General features: G+C 73.2%; 19 protein-coding genes. 9 read left to right on the top strand and 10 right to left on the bottom strand.

The features are described from left to right. Nucleotides 1-11 precede the first annotated feature (11 nt). The 6 genes from QSJ60_RS04120 to QSJ60_RS04095 all read right to left on the bottom strand — a co-directional run bounded on the left by QSJ60_RS04120 (nucleotide 12) and on the right by QSJ60_RS04095 (nucleotide 7,853). Entirely contained in the window at nucleotides 12-2,282 is a 2,271-nt protein-coding gene (locus QSJ60_RS04120) for a glycoside hydrolase family 31 protein (RefSeq protein WP_285462713.1), read from the bottom strand. Then, nucleotides 2,279-3,415: a glycoside hydrolase family 15 protein gene (locus QSJ60_RS04115; RefSeq protein ID WP_285462712.1), complete on the bottom strand. Its 1,137-nt coding sequence runs from the start codon at nucleotides 3,413-3,415 to the stop codon at nucleotides 2,279-2,281. Before QSJ60_RS04115 ends, QSJ60_RS04120 begins: the two co-directional genes overlap by 4 nt. Nucleotides 3,416-3,521: 106 nt before the next feature. Next, the gene (locus QSJ60_RS04110; RefSeq protein ID WP_285462711.1) at nucleotides 3,522-4,763 is read right to left on the bottom strand and encodes an ABC transporter substrate-binding protein; all 1,242 of its coding nucleotides are present in this window, start codon (nucleotides 4,761-4,763) and stop codon (nucleotides 3,522-3,524) included. An 87-nt stretch (nucleotides 4,764-4,850) separates the two neighbouring features. Beyond that, the gene (locus tag QSJ60_RS04105; RefSeq protein ID WP_285462710.1) at nucleotides 4,851-5,702 is read right to left on the bottom strand and encodes a carbohydrate ABC transporter permease; all 852 of its coding nucleotides are present in this window, start codon (nucleotides 5,700-5,702) and stop codon (nucleotides 4,851-4,853) included. Further along, nucleotides 5,695-6,651, bottom strand: coding sequence for a carbohydrate ABC transporter permease (locus QSJ60_RS04100; RefSeq protein ID WP_285462709.1), 957 nt, complete (start codon nucleotides 6,649-6,651; stop codon nucleotides 5,695-5,697). The genes QSJ60_RS04105 and QSJ60_RS04100 overlap by 8 nt, the downstream gene beginning before the upstream one ends. Continuing rightward, the gene (locus tag QSJ60_RS04095) at nucleotides 6,648-7,853 is read right to left on the bottom strand and encodes an ROK family transcriptional regulator (protein WP_285462708.1); all 1,206 of its coding nucleotides are present in this window, start codon (nucleotides 7,851-7,853) and stop codon (nucleotides 6,648-6,650) included. The genes QSJ60_RS04100 and QSJ60_RS04095 overlap by 4 nt, the downstream gene beginning before the upstream one ends. A 182-nt stretch (nucleotides 7,854-8,035) precedes the next feature. Between QSJ60_RS04095 and purF the strand changes: the two genes are divergently transcribed. Then, entirely contained in the window at nucleotides 8,036-9,493 is a 1,458-nt protein-coding gene (purF, locus tag QSJ60_RS04090) for an amidophosphoribosyltransferase (RefSeq protein ID WP_285462707.1), read from the top strand. A gap of 124 nt (nucleotides 9,494-9,617) precedes the next feature. Here the strand turns inward: purF and QSJ60_RS04085 are convergent, their stop codons facing one another. Together QSJ60_RS04085 and QSJ60_RS04080 are read right to left on the bottom strand one after the other, a co-directional pair. Further along, nucleotides 9,618-10,046 carry a hypothetical protein gene (locus QSJ60_RS04085; protein ID WP_285462706.1) on the bottom strand — a complete coding sequence of 143 codons (429 nt, stop codon included), beginning with the start codon at nucleotides 10,044-10,046 and terminating at the stop codon, nucleotides 9,618-9,620. 110 nt (nucleotides 10,047-10,156) lie between these two features. Continuing rightward, nucleotides 10,157-14,437, bottom strand: a complete 4,281-nt coding sequence (locus QSJ60_RS04080) for an HtaA domain-containing protein (RefSeq protein ID WP_285462705.1) — start codon at nucleotides 14,435-14,437, stop codon at nucleotides 10,157-10,159. Nucleotides 14,438-14,601: 164 nt separating this feature from the next. On the opposite strand from QSJ60_RS04080, the gene QSJ60_RS04075 reads away from it, so the two are divergent. Genes QSJ60_RS04075 through QSJ60_RS04065 form a run of 3 tightly spaced genes read left to right on the top strand, consistent with a single transcriptional unit; the run spans nucleotide 14,602 to nucleotide 17,629 of the window. Next, entirely contained in the window at nucleotides 14,602-15,735 is a 1,134-nt protein-coding gene (locus tag QSJ60_RS04075; protein ID WP_285462704.1) for a heme/hemin ABC transporter substrate-binding protein, read from the top strand. After that, on the top strand, nucleotides 15,732-16,856 hold the full coding sequence (locus QSJ60_RS04070; RefSeq protein WP_502871376.1) for a FecCD family ABC transporter permease: 1,125 nt from the start codon (nucleotides 15,732-15,734) through the stop codon (nucleotides 16,854-16,856). The genes QSJ60_RS04075 and QSJ60_RS04070 overlap by 4 nt, the downstream gene beginning before the upstream one ends. After that, nucleotides 16,853-17,629, top strand: a complete 777-nt coding sequence (locus tag QSJ60_RS04065; protein ID WP_230768254.1) for a heme ABC transporter ATP-binding protein — start codon at nucleotides 16,853-16,855, stop codon at nucleotides 17,627-17,629. Before QSJ60_RS04070 ends, QSJ60_RS04065 begins: the two co-directional genes overlap by 4 nt. Nucleotides 17,630-17,888: 259 nt before the next feature. Here the strand turns inward: QSJ60_RS04065 and QSJ60_RS04060 are convergent, their stop codons facing one another. Further along, nucleotides 17,889-18,263: a sterol carrier family protein gene (locus QSJ60_RS04060; RefSeq protein ID WP_285462703.1), complete on the bottom strand. Its 375-nt coding sequence runs from the start codon at nucleotides 18,261-18,263 to the stop codon at nucleotides 17,889-17,891. Between the two features lie 32 nt (nucleotides 18,264-18,295). Between QSJ60_RS04060 and purD the strand changes: the two genes are divergently transcribed. Next, a complete protein-coding gene (purD, locus tag QSJ60_RS04055) occupies nucleotides 18,296-19,621 on the top strand; it encodes a phosphoribosylamine--glycine ligase (RefSeq protein ID WP_285462702.1) in 1,326 nt (441 codons plus the stop codon). A 14-nt stretch (nucleotides 19,622-19,635) separates the two neighbouring features. Further along, complete coding sequence (locus QSJ60_RS04050; RefSeq protein ID WP_285462701.1) at nucleotides 19,636-20,574, top strand: phosphoribosylaminoimidazolesuccinocarboxamide synthase; 939 nt, start codon at nucleotides 19,636-19,638, stop codon at nucleotides 20,572-20,574. 97 nt (nucleotides 20,575-20,671) lie between these two features. Here the strand turns inward: QSJ60_RS04050 and QSJ60_RS04045 are convergent, their stop codons facing one another. Continuing rightward, nucleotides 20,672-21,835, bottom strand: a complete 1,164-nt coding sequence (locus QSJ60_RS04045; protein ID WP_285462700.1) for an ROK family protein — start codon at nucleotides 21,833-21,835, stop codon at nucleotides 20,672-20,674. A gap of 135 nt (nucleotides 21,836-21,970) precedes the next feature. Between QSJ60_RS04045 and QSJ60_RS04040 the strand changes: the two genes are divergently transcribed. Genes QSJ60_RS04040 through QSJ60_RS04030 form a run of 3 tightly spaced genes read left to right on the top strand, consistent with a single transcriptional unit; the run spans nucleotide 21,971 to nucleotide 25,751 of the window. Continuing rightward, nucleotides 21,971-23,011, top strand: coding sequence for an NAD(P)-dependent oxidoreductase (locus QSJ60_RS04040; protein ID WP_285462699.1), 1,041 nt, complete (start codon nucleotides 21,971-21,973; stop codon nucleotides 23,009-23,011). After that, entirely contained in the window at nucleotides 23,008-24,480 is a 1,473-nt protein-coding gene (locus QSJ60_RS04035) for a sulfatase family protein (RefSeq protein WP_285462698.1), read from the top strand. Before QSJ60_RS04040 ends, QSJ60_RS04035 begins: the two co-directional genes overlap by 4 nt. Then, nucleotides 24,477-25,751, top strand: coding sequence for a sugar ABC transporter substrate-binding protein (locus QSJ60_RS04030; RefSeq protein ID WP_285462697.1), 1,275 nt, complete (start codon nucleotides 24,477-24,479; stop codon nucleotides 25,749-25,751). The genes QSJ60_RS04035 and QSJ60_RS04030 overlap by 4 nt, the downstream gene beginning before the upstream one ends. The last annotated feature ends 63 nt before the right edge of the window (nucleotides 25,752-25,814 follow it).

The raw sequence follows: 25,814 nt of genomic DNA, 5'->3' as shown, positions 1-25,814 counted from the left end.
CGGGACCGACCTCAGCCGCCGAAGACCTCCCGCAGCCCGGGCCACGCCGCGGCGCGCACATACACCGGCACCCGGTCGATCGGCACCTCGACCTCGACCACGCGGTCGCCGGCCACCGATTCGCCCGTCCAGGCATCCACCCAGTCCCCCGGCGGCAGCGCCACCTCGTGGCGCGACTCGCCCTCCGTGACGACCGGCGAGACGAACAGCTCACGACCGAGGAACCACTGCAGCGGATGCGTCCACGCGGTCTCGAGCCCGGGGTGGTCGAAGTACACCGGGCGCATGAGCGGCGCCGAGCTGCGGATCGACTCGCGCGCCTCGGCCGCGAGGTACGGCACGAGCCGCTCGCGCAGTTGCACGAACTCGCGGAACACCGGCAGCACCCGCTCGTCGCCCGTCTGCTCGGCGATGTTCCAGGGCGTGCGGTCGCGCGATGGCGCCCGATGGTGGTTGAACTCCGAGTGGTACTGCATGATCGGCACGAACACCGAGGCGGCCGTGGCCCGCAGGTAGAGCTCGGCGCCCGGCACCGGGCCGGAGAAGCCCGCGAGGTCCCAGCCCCAGTACAGGATGCCGCTCGCCGCCGAGGACAGCCCCGCGAACATCGACCAGCGGAACGCCTCCCACGTGGAGTTCTCGTCGCCCGCCCAGAACGCGCCGTGCGCCTGCGAGCCCGTGAAGCCGGCCCGGCTGAAGGTCACCGGTGCCTTGCCGGCCGAGCGCAGCAGCTCCCCGTACGCGGCCGCGTAGGCGACCGGGAATCGGTTGTTCGCCTCGTCGCCGCGGCTGCCGTCCAAGGAGACGAGCTCGCGACCCCAGGCGTGCTCCCCGCCGTCGGTCTTGAAGCCGTCGATGCCGAGCTCCTCGACGAGGTAGCGGCGCTTCTCGGTCCACCAGCGCGCGGCGCGCGGGTCGGCGAGGTCGGGCATGAGCGACAGCGGGAACCACCAGCCGCGGTTCCGGTACGGCCGGAGACCGCCGCGCCCATCGGGCTCGCGCAGCAGCACCCCCTCGCGGATCGCCGCCTCGGCATCCGCCTTCGCCTGCCCCTCGGGGTGCGGGCGCAGCTTCATCAGCGGGATCTGCCAGAGGTGCACCCGGATGCCTCGGGCGTGCAGCTCGTCGACCATGCCCTTCGGGTCGGGCCAGGCGCCGTCGGCGGGGAACTCGAAGTCGGCCAGCCGGTGCGGGGAACCGTCGGGGTGCACCTCGTAGCGCGCGTCGCGGAACGCGGTGAAGGTGCGCTCGTCGCTCCACGCCTCGATGACGACGGAACCGACCGGCACCTCGTGCTCGCGGTGCAGATCGAGCTGGCGCATCACCTCGGCCTGCGTGTTCCACTCGTTGCCGCTCGCCCAGAGCCGGAACACCCAGTCGGGGAGCTCCTCCGGGCGGCCGACCTCGTCGAGGAACGCGCCGAGCACCTCGGCGGGCGCGCCGTCGTACACGGCGAGCTCGACGACGGGCTCCTGCGCCGCGCCGGCCGGGCCGGCCGAGGCATCCGCCGCGTCCACCTCGACCTCGACGACGAGCCGCTCGGCGCGGGACTCGCCCAGGTCGTACCAGCTGCGCCGCGAGGTGCGCACATGGAAGCCCCAGCCTTCGCCGCCCACGACGTGCGCGAACGGCATCGGCAGATAGGTCTTCCGCTCGGCGCCCTGGCTCTTGTACTGCTCGAAGACGACTGCGTCGAGGCTGCGGCCCCGATGGTCGAGCGCGTCGAAGCGCTCGCCGAAGCCGGTGACGTGCTCGCCCGCCTCTAAGGGCAGCTCGAAGCGCACCCGGTGCACCCGCTCGCCGTCGGCGAGCAGCTGCACGCTGCCGGACATGAGCCGGTCGCGGCCGAGCACCCGGACGAGCTCGTCGGGGGCGGCCCGCCAGCTCGCCGACGCGACCTCGAACCAGCGGGTGCGCTGCGCACGCCCCGCGGCGTCGCGCCCCGTGAAGCGGTAGCGGAGCCGCGACCCGGCGGCGGGCGCGTCGATCGTCGCCGCCCAGCCCCCCGCCGCGCGGGCGAGTCTGGCCTGCGCCGAGGCGAGGTGCCCGCCGTCGACCAGCTGACCGCGCGAGCTGCGCGGCACCCGGCCGAGGGCGATGGCCTCGGCGGACTCGTCGCCGTCGGCGTCGGTCACGACGAGCTCCAGCTCGACCGACTCGATCTCGGCGCTCGCGCGCACCCCCAGGGCGAGCGGCTTCCCGGCGAGCGGCAGCACCGGCCGGCGCTGCTCCGTGTCCTCGGAGTACGGATGCCCCGAGCCGAACGGGCGGTGCCGGATCACGCGCGCACCCCCTCGTCGTCGCCGAGCTCGACCGCGAGCCGCAGCAGCATCGCGTGGCTCCACAGCAGCGGCTGCGCCACGGGCCCCCAGCGCTCGACCCACTCGGCGACCCGCTCCGGGGCGAGGAGGTGCTGCCCCACCTGCTCCGGCATGGCGCCGTCGGCGTCGGCCGTCGAGGCGGCCCAGACGAGCAGCTCGCGCGCCCGCTCGACGTCGCCCGCCCGGGCGTGGGCGATGCCGAGGAAGCAGGACAGCAGCGGCCACTGCCCGCCGCCGTAGAAGGTGTCGTCGAGGTAGCGGTGCACGCCGTCCCCGACCGTGAGCTCCTGCTCGAGCCGCTCGATCGTCGCCGCGCCGAGCGGGGAGCCCGCCGCCACCACGTCGAGGAGTCCGACGACGGCGCCGAGGCTCGCGTCGACCGTGTCCGAACCGAGCCACTTGGCCAGATGGCCGTCGACCACCCCCTCGCCCGCGGCGCCGATCCGGGCGAGCGCGGAGCGCTCCGCCGCCGCAGCGGCCGCGGAGCGCGCGGGGTCGAGCACGCCGAGCGCGAGCGACTCGCGCAGCCCCGCCGCGATGCAGCCGAGGGTGGAGACGTGCACGTGCTGCGCGTGCTCCTCCCACCAGTCGAAGCACGGACGGTCCCAGGAGGCGATGAGGTAGTCCACCGAGAGCTCGATCGCGCGGCGCCAGCGCGAGGCATCCGCACCGTGCCGGCGCACGTGCTCGCCGAGCGCCCAGAGCCAGGTGCCGTAGCCGTCGAGCTGGAAGTCCCACCACTCGTCGTCGCCCTCGCGTCCATCGAAGGTGAACCGGGTCGCGAGCATCTCGGCGTCGGGCACCGGGGCCCCCGCCTCGGCGGCGGCGACGATCTCGGCGATCCGGTCCGCCCGGGCCTCCAGCACGCCGGCGCACCAGTCGAAGAAGCGCTCGGCCGACTCCGCGCGACCGGCCGCCGACATCCCGTCGGCGATGAACGCGCCGTCGCGGAACCAGCTGTACCCGGCGTAGGCGGAGAAGGTCGGGCTCGCCGGGTAGGCGCCGCCCGCGTCCTGGAGCGAGGCGATGAGCTCGGCGCTCGTGTCGGCGAGCTCGGGGATCGACGGCCTGCGGCCGGTCACGGGAAGGGTCATGCGTCGTGCTGCTTTCGTGTTCGGGGTGGTCTGGGGCGGGACCGCCGGGTCGGCGGCTCCGCCGGCGCCGGCCGGCGCCCGAGCCGGGCGCGCGGCCGACGCGTGCTCAGCCGATCGCGGCGTCGATGCGCTCGCTCGCGGAGGCCAGCGCCTCCTCGACGGTCTTGCGACCGGCCTGGGCTTCGACGAGCTCCTCGGTCATGATGTCCTGCATCTCCTGCTGGCCCTTCGCGACGACGGGCGGCAGCGCGACCTGGTCGAGCGAGTCGAAGACCGCCTGACGGTTGGCGGGGTCGCCGAGGGTGAGGTAGCTCTCGAGCGCGGCCTCGTCGGAGATCACCGGCAGCTCCCAGCCCGCGTCGAGACGGGTCTCGACCATCACCTCGCTCGAGGTGAGGAAGCGGGCGAATTCGGCCGCGGCATCCTGGTGCTTCGAGCCCGAGGAGACGCCCACCGCGTTCGAGAAGAGCGCGCTCGCCTGCTGGGTGTTGCCCGGCTCGACCGCGACGTCCCAGCCGAACGGCACGTCGGCGAAGGCGCCGAACATCCAGATGCCGGTGTGCAGCATCGCGAGCTTGCCGTCCGCGAAGAGGTTCGTGTCGAAGTCGGGCGTGCCCTGCCCCTGCTCGACCGTCGGCATGACGGTACCGCTCTTGCCCACGAGCCACTCGGCCGCCTCGACGCCCTCGGGGGTGTTGAACGCGGTCTTCGTGCCGGACTCGTCGAGGAACTCCCCGCCGTTCTGCGCGAGCACCTTGTAGAACTCGTAGAAGCTGACCGGCTGGTGATCGCCCCAGACGCCCGCGGCCTGGTCGGTGAGCTGCTCGGCCGCGGCCTGCTCATCGGCCCAGGTCCAGTCGGAGGTCGGGTACTCGAGCCCGGCCGCGTCGAAGAGGTCCGAGTTGTAGAAGAGCACGACGGTCGAGAACGAGCTCGGCAGCGCGTACTGCTTCCCGTCGGTGGCGTACGCCTCGAGCACGCTCTCGCGGTAGACGCTCGGGTCCTCGACCGGGATCTCGGCGAGCACGCCGTTCGCCTGGTACTGCGCGTAATTCGCGTACTCGAGGTCGAACACGTCGGAGACGGTGCCGGCGGCGAGGTCGGTCTGCAGCGCGGTGCCGTAGTCGGCGTACGGCAGCGTGGTCACCTCGACGGAGATGTCAGGGTGCTCCTCCTCGAAGGCGGCGACGATCTTCTGCAGGTTCTCCTCGTTGCCGTCGTTCGAGATGAAGTTGGTGTACGTGATCGTGACGGGGCCGTCGGCCTGCCCGCCATCGGCGGTGCAACCGGTCATCACGAGGGCGGCCGCGGCGGCGATGCCGGCGGCGGTGAGCGCTGTGGTCCTCATTCGGGAATCTCCTTCGATCGTGTGAGGGATGGTGCGGTGGGTGGTGCGGGGGAATTGCTCGGATGATGCGGGTGACGCCCGGGCCGGCTACTTCAGCCCGGTGTTGGCGGCGCCCTGGATGACGTATTTCTGCGCGAACAGGTAGATGGCGAGCATCGGCAGGATGCTCACGATGGAGCCGGCCATGACGACGTCCCACTGGGTGGTGAACTGGCCCTGGAGCCCGGCGAGCGCGACCGGCAGGGTCTGCACCTCCGGCGAGCGCAGCACGACGAGCGGCCAGAGGAAGCTGTTCCAGCTGCCCATGAAGGCGAACACCGCGAGGGTCGCGAGCGCGGGCCGGATGTTCGGCAGCATCACGGTCCAGAAGATGCGGAAGTGCCCGGCGCCGTCGAGGGCGGCGGCCTCGTCGAGCTCCGTCGGCACCTGGTTCATCGCCTGGCGCAGCAGGAAGATCCCGAACGCGCTCGCGAAGGTCGGCAGCAGCGCGCCGAGGTAGGTGTCGACGAGCCCGAAGGCCTTGAGCTCGGCGAACAGCGGCACGACGAGCACCTGCAGCGGCACCATCATCGTCGCGAGGTAGACGCCGAACACCGCCGTGCGGCCGCGGAACGGCAGCCGGCTGAACGCGTACGCCGCGGTGGCGCTCGTGAACAGCTGCACGAGCGTCGTGACGACCGCGAGCAGCAGGCTGTTTCCGATCACCCGCGCGAAGGGCAGCCGGGTGAAGAGCGTCGCATAGGCCTCGAGGCTCGGGTCCGCCGGCCACAGCGTCGGCGCGGAGTCGAGCCGGCTGTCGGCATTGAGCGAGGTGACGAGGGTCCAGTAGAAGGGGAAGAACATCGCCACGGCGCCGAGCGCGATGACGAGGTGGAGCAGGATGCTCCGCCACGGCACGGGGCGCGGCCTGGCGGTCCGGATCGCGAGCGTCTCAGCCATAGTTCACCCACTTGCGCTGGCCGCGGATCTGCACGACGGTGACCGCGAGGATGACGACGAAGAGCATCCAGGAGAGGGCGGATGCCTCGCCGGCCCGCCCGTAGCGGAAGGTCAGGTCGTAGATCTGCTGCACGACGACCTGGGTCGCGCCGCCGGGGCCGCCGCCCGTCATCGCGTACACCTGGTCGAACACCTGGAAGCCGTTGATGAGCGAGATGACGATGACGAAGAACGTGGCCGGCGAGAGCAGCGGCATGATGATCGAGACGAGCCGCCGCCACCAGCCGGCGCCGTCGACGCGCGCGGCTTCGAGCAGCGCGGGGTCGATGGCCTGCAACCCGGCGAGGAGGATCACCATGACGAAGCCGAGGTCCTTCCACGCCGAGGCGAGGATGATCGACGGCATCGCCCAGGCCGGGTCGGTCCACCAGCCCGGCCCCGCGATGCCGAACCACGCGAGCACCGTGTTGACGACGCCGTTCGCCGGGTTCAGCAGCCACCGCCAGACGAGGGCGACGACGATCCAGCTCGTGACGACCGGCAGGAAGTAGACGCCGCGGAGCAGGGTGCGGCCGCGGAGCGCGGTGTTCAGGCCGAGCGCGATGGCGAGGCCGCCGAGGTAGACGAGCGGCAGGTACCCCGCGATGTACGCGAGCGTGTGCAGGAAGACCTCGCCGGTCTTCGGGTCGGCGAGGAGCTTCGCGTAGTTGTCGAAGCCGACCCAGTTCGCGGGTGCGAGCAGGTTCCAGTCGGTGAGGCTGATCCAGGCCGCGGCGACCATCGGGCCGAGCACGAACATCGCGAGCGGCACGGCGCTCGGCAGCAGGAACGCGAGGACGGTGAGCGCGTAGCGACGGCGGGCCGCGAGCGTGCGGCCACGACCCCCGGAGGGTGCGCGGCGCGGCGCCGCAGGCGCTGGGCGCCCGGGGCGGGTGAGGGTCGCGGTCATGGCCGGCCGGCCTGCTCGACGAGGCGGGCGCGGATGAGGCGGGCCTGGTCGCCGGCCGCGTCCGCGTCGAACGGCGTGGCGAGGACGAGCGCGGCGGCGCCCTGCGCCCAGCTCTCGTCCTGCCAGGTCTCGACCTCGACGGGGATGCCGCGGAGGTGCCGCAGGAGGTGGGAGCGGAAGGCGGGCTCGAAGCCGTACGACCAGTGCCGCCAGGCGTCGGTGCCCTCGCCGAGCACGACCACGAAGGCGGGGGCGATCGTGTGCACGACGCCCGCGAGCGTGCGGCCGAGCACGGCGCCGGCGTCGCCGAAGACCCGGCTCGCACGCTCGTCGCCGGCATCGGCGGCGGCCCGGAGGGCGTCGATCCCGGCGGCGGCGGAGATGACGCCCTCGGCGCGCGCGCGGGCGACGAGCGCCGCCTCGCCGATGAGCGCCTCGAGGCATCCGTCGTTGCCGCAGTGGCAGCGCGGGCCGCCCTCGGCGACCGGGATGTGCCCGATCTCGCCGGCGCCCCCGTTCGCGGCGCGGAGCACCGCGCCATCGACGACGATGCCCGCACCGACGCCCGTGCCGATCGTGACGACGAGGAAGTTGTCGTGGCTGCGGCCGAGCCCGAACAGGCGTTCGGCGACGGCGAGGGCGTTCACGTTGTTCTCGACGATGACCGGGAGGCCGAGGGCCCGGCGGAGGGCGTCGCCGAGCTCGACCTTGCTCCAGTCGAGCGCGGGGGCGTCGACCACGCCGCTGCCGGGCTGGTCGACGCTGCCCGGCACGCCGACGCCGACGCCGAGGAGCGGCGCTCCGCCGCCGCCGTCGAGGAAGTGCCGGATGCGCTCGACGAGTTCGGTGAGGTACGTGCTCGCCATGGCGTCGAACGGCTCGCTGGCCGAGCGCAGCACGCGGCCGTCGATGCCGACCTCGACGAAGGCGACGTGGTCGGCGACGACCTTGACGCCGACCGCACGACCGGCGGAGGCCACGAGTCCGAGCATGCGCGCGGGCCGCCCGCCGCTCGAGGGGGCCTGCTCGAGCTCGGCGATGAGGCCGTCGGCGAGGAGGTCCTTCGTGAGCTGCGTGACGAGCGCGGGCGACACCGACAGCGCGCGGGCGAGATCGGCGCGGGACGCCGGGCCGTTGGCACCGAGCTGGGCGAGGATCGCCGAGCGGGTGACGTCGGTGCGGGGGCTGGTGCGGTGCGCCATCTGAGCCTCTCTGCTGTGTGGCGGGCGGTGATGTTAATTTAGAACTAAATAAAGCCGAATAGCAAGTCCCGGATCGTGCGCATCCGAGCACCCCGCAGCGCGGGCCGTGCTCGCCCGCGCGTGTGGGAGAATCGACGGGTCCACCTCGGACGCCCCTTCACCCCCAAGGAGCCATCGCTCGCATGTGCGGCATCGTCGGCATCGTCTCCACCGAGCCGGTCAACCAGCAGATCTACGACAGCCTGCTGCTCCTGCAGCACCGTGGCCAGGACTCGACGGGCATCGCGACCGCCGATGGCCCCGTGTTCCACCTGATCCGTTCGCGCGGACAGGTGCGCGAGGGCTTCCGCACCCGCGACATGCGCTCGCTCATCGGCAACATGGGCCTCGGGCACGTGCGCTACACGACGAAGGGCGCCGCCGAGCGCGAGGAGGAGGCGCAGCCGTTCTACGTGAACGCCCCCTACGGCATCGTCCTCGTGCACAACGGCAACCTCACGAACACCCGCGAGCTCTCGAGCGAGCTGTTCTCGATCGACCGCCGGCACGTGAACTCGACGAGCGACACCGAGATGCTGTTGAACGTGCTCGCCACCGAGCTGCAGAGCCAGATCACCGGGCTCGAGCTCGACCCCGACCAGGTCTTCGCCGCCGTCGAGGCCGTGCACCAGCGCGTCGAGGGCTCCTACGCGGTCATCTCGATGATCGCCGGCTACGGCCTGCTCGCGTTCCGCGACCCCTTCGGCATCCGCCCGCTGATCCTCGGCCGCCGCCTCACCGACGCCGGCAAGGAGGAGTGGATCGTCGCGAGCGAGTCCCTCGTGCTCGAGAACGGCGACTACGAGATCGTGCGCGACGTCGAGCCTGGCGAGGCGATCTTCATCGCCCTCGACGGCACCATGGTCTCGCGCCAGTGCGCGACGAACCCGCGCCTCGTGCCGTGCTCCTTCGAGTACGTCTACCTCGCCCGCCCCGACTCGGTGATGAACGGCATCTCCGTCTACGAGGCGCGCCTCCGCATGGGCAACCGCCTCGCCGACACCATCGCCACGCACATGCCGCTCGGCGACATCGACGTCGTCATGCCCATCCCCGACTCCTCCCGGCCCGCGGCGATGCAGGTGGCGCAGAAGCTCGGCATCGAGTACCGCGAGGGCTTCTACAAGAACCGCTACGTCGGCCGCACCTTCATCATGCCGGGGCAGGCCGAGCGCAAGCGCTCCGTGCGGCAGAAGCTCAACGCGATGGGCACCGAGTTCAAGGGCAAGAACATCCTCATCGTCGACGACTCGATCGTGCGCGGCACCACCTCGCAGCAGATCGTGCAGATGGCCCGCGACGCCGGCGCCAACAAGGTCACGTTCACCTCGGCGGCCCCGCCCGTGCGATACCCGCACGTCTACGGCATCAACATGCCGAGCCGCCAGGAGCTCATCGCGCACGGCCGCAAGATCCCCGAGATCGCCGCGGAGCTGGGTGCCGACCACATGATCTTCCAGGAGGTCGCCGACCTGCAGGCCGCGATCACCGAGGGCACCTCGATCACCGAGCTCGACCTCTCCTGCTTCACGGGCGAGTACGTCACGGGCACGGTCACCCCCGAGTACCTCGACTGGGTCGAGCGCACGCAGCTCAGCTGAGCGGGCCCGCTCCCGTACTCCTCTTCTCGACTTGCCCAACTTTCATGAAAGTTGGGCAAGTCGGAGTCAGCACCTCAGTTGCCCGACTTTCATGAAAGTCGGGCAACTCGCGGGGTGTATGCGGTCAGTCGTCGACGCGGTGCGTCTCGTCGCGCTCGGCGACGACGCGCTTCGTGCGGCGCGCGAGCGCGCGGTCGACGATGAGCGCGGTGAGCGCGCCGAGCGCGGCACCGATCGCAACCCCGCCGAGCAGCAGGAAGCCGAACACCTGACCCGGGTCGTACGTGAAGTCCTGCGCGACGCGGTCGGGGTCGGGGGTGAAGGCGAGCGAGAGCACGAGCGCCACGAGCGCGCCCACGACGGCGCCGACGAGCAGGAAGGCGCCGTAGCGCGGGGCGCGGCGCACGACGACCTCGTCGCGGCTCGTCTCGGTCTCGACGACGGGCTCGACGGGCGCGGATGCCTCGGGCTGGACCGGCGCGGATGCCTCGTCGGCGGCGTGCGGCTGCGCGCCCCGGTCGGCGGCGGGCTCGGGCTGGTCGTCGGTGCTCACTCCTCCATTGTCCCGCATCGGCCCGACGCCCCGGGACCGGGACGGAAACGGCGCCGGCCGGGAGTCCCCACGACTCCCGGCCGGCGCCGGACTTCGGATGCCGCGGCGGGCTACGCCCCCGTGCGCGCCGCCGCGCGGCGGCGGAGCAGCACGAGCAGCACGATCGCGACGACGATCAGCAGCAGCGCGACCCCGCCCCAGATCAGCCACGGGCTGACGCCGGCCGTCTCGGCGACCTCGGCGCCCCCGGCATCCGTGCGCTGCACCTCGCCGTCGTCGGTGGCGACGGCCGGGGCCGCCACCCCGCAGTCGGCCGGCAGGGTGAGGCTGAACGTCACCGGGTCGAGCTCCTCGCCCGCGGCGTAGGTGCCGAAGGCGGCGGCGCCCTGCTCGGTGAGCACGGCCGGCACGTCGCTCGCGGCGAGGGTGGTGCCGTCCACGGCGAGGCCCGACAGTTCGAGCTCGGCGAAGCGCACGCCCTTCGCCTCGACGGGCGCGCCGTCCTGCGTGGTGCCCGTCACGTCGAGCAGCAGGTACGCCTCCTCGGCGCTCGCGAACTCGAGCTTCGGGTTCGCGATCGTCGTGTCGAGCGCGCCGTCGTGGCCGGTGAACTCGACCGAGCCGGGGAACGCCACCACGCCGCGCAGGGTCTTCGCGTCGATCGGGCCGGTGCCGCCGGTGAAGGCGAAGCGGCCGTCCCGCTCGCTCGCGCCCGTCACGGTCCACGTGCCGTTCGCGATGCCGCTCTCGAGGTACTGCAGGAAGCTCGCCTTGAAGCCCCAGTCGAGCGTGCCGTCGGTCACGAGGCACTGGTTCGCGGACGCCGCGACGGTGAACACGACGCCCTTCGAGATCGAACCCTGGAAGGTGAGCGTGTGCTCGCCCGGCTCGAGCCCGGCGGGCAGCGAACCCGTCCAGGTCACGACGCCGTTCGCGTCGGCCGTGAGGTTCTCGGCCAGCACGGTCGGCGTCGAGTAGACGACCACCATGATGCCGGTCTCGTTCGGCTCGAAGCCGTCCACCGAGATCGTCACCGGCTTGCCCGCGACGAGGTCGGCGAGCACGGCCGGGGCGAGCTGGATGCCGCTGGTCGCCGGGGGCGTGAGCGGCACGGGCTTCGCGGCGGACGCCGGCGCGGCCGAGGCCGTGGTGCCGGTGCTGCCGGCGGGCGCGGCACCGGGGGTGCCGATCACCGCCGTGATCGGATCGAGCGCCTTCCCGCTGCCGTAGTAGCCCTGGAACGCGGCCGCACCGGCCGCGGTCAGCGTGGCGGGGGCGCCGGCGAAGCGGGTCGCGCCGCCGACCGTCGACTTGGCGGCTGCGCCGAGGTCGACCGTGGCGAGGTCGACCCGGGAGCCGTTCGCCGTGACCTCGAGCACCGCGCTCGTCGCGCCCGTCACGCGGAGCGTCGGGTTCGCGAAGGTGACGTCGAGGATGCCGCCGTGCCCGGTGAAGCGCACCGAGCCCGCGTAGTCCGCCGTGCCCGTGCCGCTCGCGGCGTTGAAGCTGCCGCCCGTCTGGCCGAACTGGAACACGCCGCCGGCCTGCGTCGCCCCGGAGCCGACGGTGATCGATCCCCGGGCGGTGGGACCGGTGATGTAGGCACGGAAGGTGGAGCTGACGCCCCAGCTGAGCGAGCCACTCGCGACCGGATTGGTGGTGCCCGGGTTCGTGGGCGTCACCGGCGGCTTCGGTTCGACCGGGGGCGTGACCGTGCCGCCCTTCACCGTGATCGCCGCGAAGGCGTCGAGTGAACGGTCGGTCGCGGAGAGCGAGTGCGCCGCCGACGAGGCGACCGTGTAGCGCTTCTTCGCGTCGAACTTCCCGGCGGGCACTTTCAGCTCGATCGAGAAGGCGCCATCCACGATCTCGTGGGGCTTGACCCAGCCCATCGCGAGCCAGCCCTCGGCGACGAGCGGGCCCTGACCGGCCCAGATCGTCGCGTCGCCCAGCAGCACGTACGCGCCGTTCGCCGCGCCGGCACCGGTGTAGCCCGTGCCGCTGACCGTGAAGGTCTGCGCCTTCGAGGCATCCACGTCCTTCGACGGGGTGACCGTGAGCTTCGGGTTCGGCGCGTCGGCCTTCAGCGTGATGGGCGCGAAGGCGTCCATGGTGCGGTTGAAGACCGAGAGTCCGTGCGCGGCCGAGGTCGCCACGGTGTAGCGCTTGGCCGGGTCGAAGGACTTGGCCGGCACCTTCAGCTCGACGGTGAACGCGCCATCGACGATCTGGCTCGGCGTGACCCAGTCCATCGCGGTCCAGCCGTCCGCGACGAGGGCGCCGTCACCGGTCCAGATGGTCGCGTCGCCGAGCAGCACGTACACGCCCTGCGCGGCCCCGTCACCCAGGTAGTTCGCGCCGGTGACCGTGAAGGTCTGCGCCGCGTTCGGGTCGACCTCGGTCGCCGGGGTGACGGTGAGCGTCGGCTTCGGCTTCACCGGAGCGATCGTGATCGGCGCGAAGGCGTCGAGCGAGCGGTCGGTGGCCGACAGCGCGTGCGCCGCCGAGGAGGCGACGGTGTACGCCTTGGCCGGATCGAACGACGTGGCGGGCACCTTCACGTCGATGCTGAACGCCCCGTCGACGATCTGGTTCGGCGTCACCCACGCCTGCGCGAGCCAGCCGTCGGCGACGAGCGGGCCGTCACCGGTCCAGATCGTCGCGTCGCCGATGAGCACGTAGGCGCCCATCGCCGCACCGGCGCCGAGGTAGCCGGTGCCCTTCACCGTGAAGGTCTGCTCGACCGTCGAGTCGACGTCCGTCGACGGGGAGATCGTGAGCTTCGGCACCACCGGCGCGGCGGCGAACTCGATCGGGGTGAACGTCTCGAACCCGGCGTGCTTCGCCCCGCCGCCCGAGTACGTGGCGATGCCGTAGTTCCCGTCGGCCAAGGCCTTCTCGAACTCGCGCACCGTCAACTCGACCCGGAACGAGCCATCCGCCTCGATCGCGACCGCGCCACGCGCCGCCCCACCGATCGTCGCGACATCCTCCGGGTTCACGACCCACTTCTGCGAATCCACGACCCGCGCCGACGACGGCGCCCCGACGCTCGGCTGCCACACGTCCAGGAACGAGCCGAACACCACGTACGCGCCACCGAACTTGCCCGCCAGCGGCGGCCGCGTGCCATCCGTCGACGGCGACACCGGCGAGAACCCGGTGCCCGACACCGTCACGACCTCACCGGCCGCATCCAGCCCCGTCGTCTTCGACACCGACACCGCCGGCACCACCGGTGCCGCGGCGAACTCGATCGGGGTGAACGTCTCGAACCCGGCGTGCTTCGCCCCGCCACCCGAGTAGGTCGCGATGCCATAGTTCCCATCGGCCAGAGCCTTCTCGAACTCGCGCACCGTCAACTCGACCCGGAACGAGCCATCCGCCTCGATCGCGACCGCGCCGCGCGCCGCCCCACCGATCGTCGCGACATCCTCAGGGTTCACGACCCACTTCTGCGAATCCACGACCCGCGCCGAGGACGGCGCCCCGGCACTCGGCTGCCACACGTCCAGGAACGAGCCGAACACCACATACGCCCCACCGAACTTGCCCGCCAGCGGCGGCCGCGTGCCATCCGTCGACGGCGACACCGGCGAGAACCCGGTCCCCGTCACCGTCACGACCTCACCGGCCGCATCCAGCCCCGTCGTCTTCGACACCGACACCGTCGGCACCACCGGCTGCTTCACAGTGATGGGGGCGAACGCGTCGAGCGAGCGGTCGGTGGCCGAGAGCTCGTGCGCGGCCGACGAGGCGACCGTGTAGCTCTTGGCGGGGTCGAAGGTGCCCGCGGCGATCGTGATCGACTTCGTGAAGGTGCCGTCGACGATCTCGCGCGGCATCACCCAGCTCTGCGCGAGCCAGCCCTCGGAGACGAGCGGGCCCTCACCGGCCCAGATGCCGGTCTCGCCGATCAGCAGGTAGGCGCCGTTCTTCGCGCCCTCGCCGACGAAGCCGGTGCCGGTCACCGTGAACACCTGCTGCACCGCCGGGTCGACGTCGTTCGCCGGGGAGATCGTGAGCTGCGGCGCTGCGGCCGCGAGCGGCGCGGCAGCGGGGGCGTCGGCGGCCGGCGCGGCCGGGGTCTCGGCGAGCGGCGCGGTCTCGGCCTCCGGCGCAGCCTCCGTCGCCGGGGCGTCCGGCGCGGGGGATGCCTCGGGCGAACCCGACCCCGCCGCGTCGCCCTCAGTGCTCGAGTCCGCGGGCGCGGCCGGCGCTTCCGCGACGAGCGGAGCCGGCGACGGCGTCGCCTCCTCGGCGAGCGCGGGGCCCGTCGACATGAGCGAGCCGCCCGCGACGAGCAGGGCGGCGAGCCCGCTCGCGAGCCAGCGGGTCACTGTTCCGGCGCGGGTCGCCGATCGAGCGGTGGTCGGTGACGGTGTCTTCACGACGCGGTCCTCCAGGCATGACGAAGCCGCGCGGCGCACGTCGGCGAGCGCGGCTTTCAGTGGTGGTGATCGGGGGAAACCAATTGAGGTTAGGCTTGGCTAAGACGAACCTATGCCTCGCGCTGACGCCCTGTCAATATTGAGGGTAGGCTAACCTCACTCCGATGACCTCACGCACCAGCCCCCGCTCGGCGCGCACGCGCCTCGCGGCTCTCGCGACCCTCGCCGTCGTGCTGCTCAGCGGGTGCGCCACCGGCGCTGCAGCCGGGCCCGCGGCCGTCGCCCCGAACTGCGTCGACGCCGAGGTGCCCTTCGCCGAGCTCGCCATCGAGCAGACGCCGCGCGAGACCGTCGGCGAGTCGACCGCCTGCCTCGCCGACTCCGCCCTCCCGGTCGTCGAGAGCGACGAGCAGCCGGCCCTGCCGGTCACGGTCACCGACGCGAAGGGCAACGAGGTCACGGTCGAGGATGCCTCGCGCATCCTCCCCCTCGACATCTCCGGCTCGCTCGCGGCGACCGTCTTCGGTCTCGGCCTCGGCGACCGCGTCGTCGGCCGCGACGGCTCGACCGGCTTCGCCGAGGCGGCCGCGCTGCCCGTCGTCACGCACGGCGGTCACAGCATCACCGCCGAGGCGATCCTCGCCCTCGACCCGAGCGTCGTCATCACCGATACTACGCTCGGCCCCCTCGACGTGCTCGACCAGCTCCGCGACGCCGGCATCCCCGTCGTGCTCACCACCTCCGAGCGCAGCCTGGACACGATCGACGTGCTCATCGAGCAGGTCTCGACCGCGCTCGGCGTGCCAGAGCGCGGCGCTCTGCTCGCGGCCCAGGTCGACGAGGAGCTGGCGCGCACGACCGCCGAGATCGACGCCGCGGTGCCGGCCGATCCCGAGGTGCGCCCGCGCGTGCTGTTCCTCTACGTGCGCGGCTCCGCGAACGTCTACTACCTCTTCGGCGAGGAGTCCGGCGCCGACGCCCTCATCGAGGCGATCGGCGGCGTCGACATCGCCGGCGAGATCGGCTGGAAGGGCATGCGCCCCGTGACCGCCGAGGCGCTCGTGGCCGCCCAGCCCGACGTCGTGCTCCTCATGACCGACGGGCTCGAGTCCGTCGGCGGCGTCGACGGCCTGCTCGAGCGGGTGCCAGCCCTCGCCTCGACGCCGGCGGGCGAGCACCGCCGCTTCGTCGACATGGCCGACACCGAGATCCTGAGCTTCGGCCCGCGCGCCCCGCACATCGTCGAGGCGCTGGCCCGCGCGGTGTGGGCGCCGACGCAGTCCGGCCCGCTGCCGTGACCGGCACGGCCGAGGCGGGTACGAGCGACGCCGGCACGAACCGCGCGCCGCTCGACACCGTCACCGCGCCGCCGAGCGGCCGGGTGACGCTGCGCACCCGCCGCACCCTGCTGTTCACCGGGCTCGCCCTCGGCCTCGTCGTCGCGGCGGTCGTCGCCGCGGGCACCGGCCAGCTCGCCATCCCGCCCGGCGAGGTGTGGGCCTCGATCCTGCGCGGCCTCGGCCTCTCGAACGCCCCGGAGACCGTGCCGAACGCCGACTCGGCGCTCTGGAACATCCGCTTCCCCCGCGTCGCCATGGCCGTGCTCATCGGGGCGGCCCTCGCCGTCGCGGGCACCGTCATGCAGGCCATCTTCGCGAACCCGCTCGCCGAACCCGGTGTCGTCGGCGTCTCCTCGGGCGCGGCGCTCGGCGCCGCGAGCGCGATCGTCTTCGGCTGGACCGCCGCGGGCGACCTCGTCACCGCGGGCGCCGCCTTCGTCGCCGGCCTGCTCACGACCCTGCTCGTCTACTTCACGAGTCGGGCGGGCGGCCGCACCGAGGTCGTGACCCTGCTGCTCACCGGCATCGCGATCAACGCCTTCGCGGGCGGGGCGCTCGCGTTCCTCACCTTCCTGGGCGACTCCGGCTCACGCGAGGAGATCGTGTTCTGGCAGCTCGGCTCGCTGAACGGCGCCCGCTGGCAGGAGGTCGCCGTGATGCTGCCGCTCATCGCGGTCGCGATCACCGGAGCGCTCCTGCTCGGCCGCACCCTCGACCTGTTCTCCCTCGGCGAGCGCGGTGCCCGCCACCTCGGCGTGCGGGTCGAGGCCGTGCGGATCACCTCGATCGTGCTCGTCGCCGTCCTCGTCTGCTCGGCCGTCGCCTTCGCCGGCATCATCGGCTTCGTCGGGCTCATCGTGCCGCACCTCATGCGCATGGCGATCGGCCCCGCGCACCGGCCGCTGCTCATCGCGAGCGCGCTCGGCGGCGCCCTGCTGCTGCTCCTCGCCGACCTCGCGGCGCGCACCCTCGTACCCATGGCGGAGCTGCCGATCGGCATGCTCACCTCGCTCATCGGCGGCCCCTTCTTCTTCTGGCTGCTGCTGCGCACCCGCCGCCGCTCGGGAGGCTGGGGATGACCCGGCCGGCCGCGCTCGAGGCGCGCAGCCTGTGCGTCGAGATCGACGGCGCCAGGCTGCTGCACGAGGTGGACTTCGCCGCGCACGCGGGGCGGGTGCACGCGCTCATCGGCCCGAACGGCGCCGGCAAGTCGACCCTGCTCGCCGCCCTGTCCGGCGACCTGCCCGCCGCGAGCGGCGAGGTGCGGCTCGGCGACGCCCCGCTCGCCGGCCGCAGCCCGAAGGCGCTCGCCCGCGAGCGCGCGGTGCTCACGCAGGACCACCGCGTCTCCTTCCCGTTCCCGGTGCGCGAGGTCGTCGCGATGGGCCGGCACCCCTGGGCGAGGAGTCCGGAGGCCGAGCTGGACGACGCGATCGTCGACGACGCGCTCGCGGTGACGGATGTCTCGCACCTCGCGCACCGCACGGTGCCCTCGCTCTCCGGCGGCGAGCGGGCCCGCGTCGCGCTCGCCCGGGTGCTCGCCCAGCGCACCCCCGTGCTGATGCTCGACGAGCCCACCGCCGCGCTCGACCTCAAGCACCAGGAGGACGTGCTGCGGCTCGCCCGCTCGCACGCGCAGCGCGGCGACACCGTGCTCGTCGTACTGCACGACCTGAACCTCGCCGCGGCGTACGCCGACGACATCACGCTGCTGCGCGGCGGGCGGGTCGTCGCCACCGGCGCCCCCGCCGAGGTGCTGACGGCCGAGCGGATCGAGGCCGTCTACGGGCAGGCCGTCGAGGTGCTGCCGCACCCGAGCACGGGCGTGCCGCTCGTGCTGCCGATCCGCTGACGCCACCTGGTTCCCCGAGCCCGTCGAGGGGCCAGTTGGTTCCCCGAGCCCGCCGAGGGGCGGGGTGGTTCCCCGAGCTCGTCGAGGGGATGGCCGCTTCGACAAGCTCAGCGAACCAACGCTTCGACAAGCTCAGCGAACCAGACCTGGTTCCCCGAGCTCGTCGAGGAGATGGCCGCTTCGACAAGCTCAGCGAACCAACGCTTCGACGAGCTGAGCGAACCACGCGGCCGCTTCGACAGGCTCAGCGGGCCATGGCTCAGCGGGCCGGGTCGCCGATGACCGGCACGTGCCCCTCGAGGTCGGCGCGCTGCCCGGAGGCGTGGACCCGCCCGCTCCCCCGCGCCTCTCCCCACGAGGCGCGACCGGTGGCGAGGCCGAGCCAGGTCGAGGCATCCGTCTCGACGACGTTCGGCGGGGTGCCGCGCGTGTGGCGCGGCCCCTCGATGCACTGCACGGCGCCGAACGGGGGCACCCGCACCTCGACCGTGCCGCCGGGGGACAGCTCGGCGAGCAGCTGCAGGGTGTAGCGCACCGCGAGCGCGAGCACCGGACGCGCGGTGCCGTCGCCCTCGCGCACCCACTCCGCGACCGCGTCGCGTCCTGCGATGTCATCGATCCTCGCCCGTGCCATCCCGCCATTCTCCCTCGCGGTAGCCTGTGGGGGTGAAGATCCTCGTCCTCGGCTCGGGCGCGCGCGAGCACGCCATCATCCTCGCCCTGCTCGACGAGGAGGCCGGTCACGAGATCGTCGCGGCCCCCGGCAACGCGGGCATCGCGGGCTCGCCGACCGACTCCGCGCGCGGCAGCGTCACGACCATCGCGCTCGACCCGACCGACCCCGCCGTCGTCACCGACTACGCACGCGAGCACGGCATCGAGCTCGTCGTCGTCGGCCCCGAGGCGCCGCTCGTCGCGGGCGTCGCCGACGCGCTCCGCGCCGCCGGCCTGCCCGTCTTCGGCCCGAACCGCGAGGCCGCCGCGCTCGAGGGCTCGAAGACCTTCGCGAAGCGCGTCATGGATGCCGCGAACGTGCCGACCGGCCGCGCCGTCCGCGCCGCGGAGCTCGACGAGGTCGCCCGCACGCTCGACGAGTTCGGCGCCCCCTACGTCGTGAAGGCCGACGGCCTCGCCGCCGGCAAGGGCGTGCTCGTCACCGAGGACCGCGAGGCCGCACTCGCCCACGCCGCGCACTACCTGCAGCAGGGCCCCGTGCTCGTCGAGGAGTTCCTCGACGGCCCCGAGGTGTCGCTGTTCCTCCTCTCCGACGGCGAGCACGTGCTGCCACTCTCCCCGGCGCAGGACTACAAGCGCCTGCTCGACGCCGATCAGGGCCCGAACACCGGCGGCATGGGCGCCTACTCGCCGCTGCCCTGGCTCGCCGGCGCCACCAACGGCCGCGGCGACGTGTTCGGCAGCGAGGAGGCCTTCGTCGACGAGGTCATCGAGTCGATCGCCCTGCCGACCGTGCGCCAGCTCGCCGCCGAGGGCACGCCCTTCGCCGGGCTGCTCTACGCGGGCCTCATCCTCACCAGCCGCGGCATCCGCGTCATCGAGTTCAACGCACGCTTCGGCGACCCGGAGACGCAGGTCGTGCTGCCCCGCCTCGCGACGCCGCTGTCCGGGCTGCTGCTCGCTGCCGCGACCGGCGGACTCGGCGGGCTGCCGAAGCCGGAGTTCCGCCCCGAGGCGGCCGTCACGGTCGTGCTCGCGAGTGAGGGCTACCCCGAGCGGCCCGAGACGGGTCGCGCGATCGAGGGCATCGACCAGGCCGCCGAGGTGCCCGGTGTGCACCTCGCGCACGCCGCGACCGCCGTGGCCGCCGACGACGAGGCCCCCGGGCTCGTCGCGACCGGCGGCCGCGTGCTGAACGTCGTCGCCGTCGGCGAGGACTTCGCCGAGGCCCGCCGCCGCGCCTACGACGCCATCGGACGCATCCGCCTCGACGGCGGGCAGTACCGTACCGACATCGCGGCCCGCGTCGCCGACTGAGAGAGGCCCGACGGATGACGAACGCCCCCGAACTGCCCGGCTGGCAGCACGTCTACTCCGGCAAAGTCCGCGACCTCTACGTGCCCGCGGCCACGCCCGACGACGACGACACGTGGACGGGCGATCCGCTGCGGCGCTCCCCCATCGTGCTCGTCGTCGCGAGCGACCGGGTGAGCGCCTTCGACCGGGTCCTCGACCCCGCCATCCCCGGCAAGGGCGCGCTGCTGACCGAGCTCACGCACTGGTGGTTCGATCAGCTGCCCGAGGTGCCGAACCACCTCGTGCAGCCCCACGACGACCGCTTCGAGCTGCCGCCCGTGCCCGCCGAGGTCGCCCCGCGGGCGACCGTGTGCCGCACGCTCGACATGTTCCCGGTGGAGTGCGTCGTGCGCGGCTACCTCACCGGCGGCGGCTACCAGGAGTACCTGCAGACGGGCGCGATCGGCGGGATGCCGCTGCCCGCGGGCCTCTCCGACGGCGACAAGCTGCCCGAGCCGGTGTACACCCCGGCCTGGAAGGCGCCGGTCGGCGAGCACGACGTGAACGTGTCGTACGAGCGCACCGTCGAACTGGTCGGCGAGGTCGTCGCCGAGCAGCTGCGCACCATCTCGCTCGAGGTCTTCGCGAAGGCTTCCGCGATCGCCGAGGCGCACGGCGTCATCCTCGCCGACACGAAGTTCGAGTTCGGCGCCGACCGCGAGACGGGCATCGTCACGCTCGGCGACGAGGTGCTCACGAGCGACTCGAGCCGCTACTGGGATGCCGAGGCCTACGCCCGCACCGACGCCCCGCTCGCCGAGCGGCTCGCGAGCTTCGACAAGCAGATCGTGCGCGACTGGCTGAGCGCCAACTGGGACCGTTCCGCCGGGCAGGAGCCGCCCGCCCTGCCGCAGGACGTCGTCGAGCGCACCGCCGCCCGGTACGGGGAGCTGCTCACCCGCCTGCGCGGCTGACCCCGACCCGGGGATCGTGTCCAGGGTTGCCCGACTTTCATGAAAGCTGGGCAAGTCGGGGGCGGGGCGGAGCGCTGCGCTGCGCTGCGCGGACGCGTCAGGCGGCGATGGCGTACTCGGCGTTGAAGAGCTGCGAGAGCAGCACGTAGGCGGCACCCCTGGAGAGGTCGATGGGCTCGGCCGTCGTGATCTCGACGAGCGGGGCGGGCGCGTGCTCGTGAGCGAACTGCTCGCCGAACACCGCGACCGTCGCCTCGGCGAGACGCTCGCGGTCGGCCTCCGGCGCGAAGGCGAGGATCACCCGGTCGGGGCCGAAGAGCTTGCAGGCGTTCGCCATCGACTGGCCGAGGGCCGCAGCGGCCTCGGCCGCGACGGCAGCCTCCAGCGCAGCCTCCCCATCGCGGCCCGCCCCTGGCTCGTCGCTCCGGCGGCGTTCGAGCTCCCGGGCGATGCCCCAGGCGCTGGCCCGCGTCTCGAGGCAGTCGACCGCGCCGCAGTGGCAGGGTCGACCGGGCTCCGCGCCGGTGCCGATGCGCCAGTGCGCGAACCCGCCGGCCGCCCCGGCGTGCCCCTGCTGCACCCGGCCGTCGACGACGACCGAGGCGCCGAGGCTCGCACCGACGCTGAAGACGAGCAGGCTCTCGCCCTCGAGTCGTGCGTCGAGGAGCAGCGCCCCGGCGGCCACCGAGTTCACGTAGCTGTCGACGCGCACCGGCAGTCCGAGCCGCTCGGCGAGCAGCGGGCCGAGGCGGACCCCCTCCCAGCCGAGCGTCCCGCTGTGCCGCACGACGCCGTGCTCGCTGTCGACCATGCCGGACACCGCGACGCCGACGCCGATCAGCTCACCGGCGGACCGTGCCCCGCTGAGCCGCTCGACGCCCGACGCGACGGCGTCGAGGACGTCGCCGGGGGCGGTCGAGTCGAGCGGGATCCGTTCGGTGGCGACGATCGCTCCGCCGAGGTCGACGAGGGCGAGCACCACCTCTCCGGCGGACACCCGGGCGCCGACGGCGAAGACTGCGTCGACGCCGAGCTGCAGGAGGCGGGCCGGCCGGCCGCCGGTGCGGCGTACGACGTCGGTCTCCTGGAGCAGGCCGGCGCCGAGCAGCTGCGCGGTGATGCCGGTGATGGTCGCCGCGCTGAGCCCGGTGCGGGCGGCGATCACGCCGCGGGCGACCGGCCCCTCCGCGCGGACGACGTCGAGCACGAGGGACTCGTTGATCTCCCGGATGAGCGCCTTGCTGCCGGTGCGCAGCTTCATCGCCGACCGCCTTCTCCTCGCTGACACGGATGCTCCATTCTGCCGCCGCCACCGCCGGAATCCGAGGCCGCGGCACGCGCATCCCATTATTTCAGTCATTGACAAAAGAAACAACGCCGACGTACGCTACTGCGCATGACCGACAACGGAGTTGCCCCAGCAGCGACGCGAGCGACGTCCGCCGACGCCCACCGCATCCTGCTGAGCGTGCCCGAGGCCGAGGCCCGCGCCATGTTCCCGGAGGAGCTGCTCGCCGAGCTCCGCGAGCTCGGCGAACTGCGGTTCCTCGCTCCGGCGGAGCTCGCGGACGCCGCGACGTTCCGCACTGCGATGGCCGACACCGACATCGCGATCACCGCCTGGGGCTTCCCCCGCCTCGACGCCGCGCGGCTCGCCGCGGCGCCCCGCCTCGGCTTCGTCATGCACGCGGCATCCTCGCTCCGCGCGATCACGAGCGACGCGTTCTGGGCGGCGGGCATCCCCGTGTCCCAGGCCGGCGCGGCCATGGCGCCCGCCGTCGCCGAGCTCGCGCTCACCTTCACCCTCACCCTCCTGCGCCGCACCGAGCGCACCGACCACGCGCTGCGCGGCGGCGCCTCCTGGGCGGACGCGCGTCAGGTGCCGCGCGCCCGCGAGATCCGCGGCGCGCGCATCGGCGTCGTCGGCGCGAGCCGCACCGGCCGCGCCTACCTCGAGCTCTGCCTCGCCCTCGGCGCCGAGGTCCTCGTGCACGACCCGTACCTGCCGGCCGGCGACCCGCTGCTCACGCACGCCGTCGGGCTCGACGAGCTGCTCGACGCCGCCGAGGTGCTGGCCCTGCACGCCCCGGCCACGGCGGAGACCGCCGGGATGATCGGCGCCGCCGAGCTCGCCCGGCTCCGCGATGGCGCCCTCGTCGTGAACACCGCGAGGGCCGAGCTGCTCGACGCCGACGCGCTCTACGCGGAGGTGACCTCCGGCCGCCTCGACGCCGCGCTCGACGTCTTCGAGACCGAGCCCCTGCCCGAGCGCTGGCGCTCGCTGCCCAACGTCATGATCACGCCGCACCTCGGCGGGGCGACCGTCGAGTCCCGCCGCCGCGCGGGCCGCATCGTCGTCGACGAGGTGCGTCGCTTCCTCGACGCACGCCCGCTCGAGCACCGCATCACCCGCCGGCAGATGGAGCGGATGGGATGACCGCGCCCGCCAGCATCCTGATCCTGCACTGCCACGACCTCGGCCGCTTCCTCGGCAGCTACGGCGTCGCGACGGTGTCGACGCCGGCGCTCGACGCGCTCGCGGGCGAGGCCGTCGTCTTCGAGCAGGCCTTCGCGACCTCGCCGCACTGCAGCCCCGCCCGCGCCTCGCTCTTCACCGGCACCTACCCGCAGCGCAACGGCGTGCTCGGCCTCACCCACGAGCCCTTCGCCTGGGACCTCGCCGACCCGTCCAGCCACCTCGCGAGCCGCCTCGGCCGGGCCGGCTACCGGACCGAGCTCGTCGGCGTCCAGCACGAATCGCGCGTGCTGCCCGACCCGGAGGTCGCCGAACGCCTCGGCTTCGACCGGGTCCGCACCGGCGGCGACCGCGATCTCGTCGTCGAGCGCGCGGTCGAGGCGCTGGATGCCGCGGCTGCCGACGCCCGTCCCTTCTACCTGCAGGTCGGCTTCACCGAACCGCACCGCGTGCCCTCGGAGCGCGACCGCCCCGGTGTGATGGGTTTCCTCGGCTCCGCCGTCGAGGCGGACGACTCGCGCGGCGTCACCGTGCCGCCCTTCCTCGTCGACGACGACGGCGCCCGCGAGGAGATGGCCGAGCTGCAGGGCGCGGTCGCGCACATGGACGAGGGCGTCGGCCGGGTGCTCGCACACCTCGACCGGCTCGGGCTCGCCGAGCGGACCATCGTGCTCTTCACCACCGACCACGGACTCGCGCTGCCGCGTGCGAAGTGCACGCTGTACGACGCCGGACTCGAGGTCGCGATGCTGCTCAGAGCGCCAGGCCGGAGCGGCTGGGCCGGCCGCCGCATCACGGCGCAGGTCAGCCACGTCGACGTCGTGCCGACCCTCTTCGAACTGGCCGGGCTCGAACCGCCCGCCGGGCTCGCGGGCGCGAGCCTCGTGCCCCTCGTCGAAGAGGGCCGCCCGGCGCGCCGCCACACCTTCGGGCAGCTCACCTTCCACACCTACTACGACCCGAAGCGTTCGGTGCGCAGTCCCTCGCACAAGCTCATCGCGAACTTCTCGAACGCGCCGCGCTCGATGGACCCGACCCAGTCGTGGGTCCACCGCAGCCTGCCCGCCGACCTCGCCGGGCCGAGCGTCGGCACGAGCCCGGCCCTCGAGCTCTACGACCTCGTCGACGACCCCGAGGAGCGGCGCAACCTCGCCGGCGCAGATCCGGAGCCGGCCGAGCTCCCGGCGCTCGCGGCGACTCTGCTCGACTGGATGCGCCGAAACGACGACCCGCTGCTCGCGCCGGAGCCCGGGCACCGCCGGCACGAGCTCGCCCTCGCCGGCCTCGTGGACGCGGCCGGCCGCGATACCGCCGGCCGCGACACCGCCGCAGCTGCGGCATCCCCCGATCCCCTCCCCACCCGGAACCCACCCCAGAACCCGTCGGCGACGTCGCCTGGCGGGGTAGAGAGAAGGAACGTACGCACATGAGCAGACGAGCGATCCGATTCGCCGCCGTCGCCGCGATCGGCGCGCTGGCGCTGACCGCCTGCGCATCGAACGGCGGCGCCTCCCCCGAGGCCGCCGACGGCGAGGTCACCGGCGAGGTGACGATGTGGATGTACCCCGTCATCAAGGACGAGGCGAAGTCGAAGCAGTACTGGGCCGACACCGAGGCCGCCTTCGAAGAGGCGAACCCCGGCGTCGACCTCACGATCGAGCTGCAGGTCTTCGAGAAGCGCGACGCGCAGATCTCCGCGGCGCTGGCCGCGAACTCCGGTCCCGACCTCGTGCTCATCACGCCCGACCAGGCCGCGACCTACCTGACCGTGGGCGGGCTCCTCCCCGTCGACGACGCCCTCACCGAGAGCCGGGACGCCTTCTACCCGGGCACCCTCGAGGCCGCGACCTTCGACGACGAGCTCTACGGGGTGCCGCTCTTCCAGAACGTCTACACGACGGCCTACAACACGAAGGTCTTCGCGGATGCCGGACTCGAACTGCCCCGCACCTGGGACGAGGTGCTCGCCGCCGCGCCGGTGCTCGCCGAGCAGGGCGTCGCGGTGATGGACTACGCCGGCAGCCCGGAGCAGACCCTGAACCTCTCGTTCTACCCCTTCCTGTGGCAGGCGGGCGGCACCGTCTTCAGCGAGGACGGCAGCGACATCGCCTTCGACTCGAAGGCCGGAGTGCAGGCGCTGCAGTTCCTCGTCGACCTGAAGCAGGCCGGCGGGCTGCCCGCCGACGCCGCCGCGGCCGGCCCCGCGGTCGAAGGGGCGCCCATCGCTGCCGGCAAGGTCGCCATGCGGGCCACCACCTTCCTCCCCGAGGTCGCTCAGATGCGCGCGGCCCTCGGCGAGGAGAACGTCGTGCTCGGCGAACCGCTCGAGGGCCGCGTGCAGGCCACCTACGGCAATCCCGGTCTCCTCGCACTCACTTCGATCGCCAAGCGGGAGAACCGCGAGGCCGCGTACGCGGTACTCGACTTCCTGACCTCCCCGGAGCAGCAGGCGTCGCTGAACGCCGCGGCGGGCAACTTCCCGACCCGCACCGACGTCGCCGCCCCGGGCGAAGGCGCCGACTACGAGGCACTCGACGCGGCGCTGGCCGTCGCCAACCCCGGCGAGCCCTCCCCCGTCGCACGCCAGGTCATGGCCGTCCTCGCGCCGTACATCCAGGCGGCGCTGAACGGCGACCTGTCCGCGAAGGACGCGCTCGAGCAGGCCGCCGAGGAAGCCCGCGGCGTCCTCGACCGCTCCTGAGCCCGGCCGGGCGCCGTTCCCAGGCGGCGCCCGGCCACCCGCCATCCATCCAGCCACCATCGC

The sequence above is a fragment of the Agromyces sp. NBRC 114283 genome (assembly GCF_030268405.1).
GTDB classification, from domain to species: Bacteria; Actinomycetota; Actinomycetes; order Actinomycetales; family Microbacteriaceae; genus Agromyces; species Agromyces mediolanus.
This window is presented reverse-complemented; position numbering and strand designations above follow the sequence as displayed.

Bases quoted from the DNA above. Each gene is read 5' to 3' on its own strand.
- QSJ60_RS04110 (WP_285462711.1), bottom strand. From the start codon at position 4,763: ATGAGGACCACAGCGCTCACCGCCGCCGGCATCGCCGCCGCGGCCGCC.
- QSJ60_RS04100 (WP_285462709.1), bottom strand. From the start codon at position 6,651: ATGACCGCGACCCTCACCCGCCCCGGGCGCCCAGCGCCTGCGGCGCCG.
- QSJ60_RS04060 (WP_285462703.1), bottom strand. From the start codon at position 18,263: ATGGCACGGGCGAGGATCGATGACATCGCAGGACGCGACGCGGTCGCG.
- QSJ60_RS04045 (WP_285462700.1), bottom strand. From the start codon at position 21,835: ATGAAGCTGCGCACCGGCAGCAAGGCGCTCATCCGGGAGATCAACGAG.
- QSJ60_RS04115 (WP_285462712.1), bottom strand. From the start codon at position 3,415: ATGACCCTTCCCGTGACCGGCCGCAGGCCGTCGATCCCCGAGCTCGCC.
- QSJ60_RS04050 (WP_285462701.1), top strand. From the start codon at position 19,636: ATGACGAACGCCCCCGAACTGCCCGGCTGGCAGCACGTCTACTCCGGC.
- QSJ60_RS04040 (WP_285462699.1), top strand. From the start codon at position 21,971: ATGACCGACAACGGAGTTGCCCCAGCAGCGACGCGAGCGACGTCCGCC.
- QSJ60_RS04105 (WP_285462710.1), bottom strand. From the start codon at position 5,702: ATGGCTGAGACGCTCGCGATCCGGACCGCCAGGCCGCGCCCCGTGCCG.
- QSJ60_RS04075 (WP_285462704.1), top strand. From the start codon at position 14,602: ATGACCTCACGCACCAGCCCCCGCTCGGCGCGCACGCGCCTCGCGGCT.
- QSJ60_RS04065 (WP_230768254.1), top strand. From the start codon at position 16,853: ATGACCCGGCCGGCCGCGCTCGAGGCGCGCAGCCTGTGCGTCGAGATC.
- QSJ60_RS04095 (WP_285462708.1), bottom strand. From the start codon at position 7,853: ATGGCGCACCGCACCAGCCCCCGCACCGACGTCACCCGCTCGGCGATC.
- QSJ60_RS04030 (WP_285462697.1), top strand. From the start codon at position 24,477: ATGAGCAGACGAGCGATCCGATTCGCCGCCGTCGCCGCGATCGGCGCG.
- QSJ60_RS04035 (WP_285462698.1), top strand. From the start codon at position 23,008: ATGACCGCGCCCGCCAGCATCCTGATCCTGCACTGCCACGACCTCGGC.
- purF (WP_285462707.1), top strand. From the start codon at position 8,036: ATGTGCGGCATCGTCGGCATCGTCTCCACCGAGCCGGTCAACCAGCAG.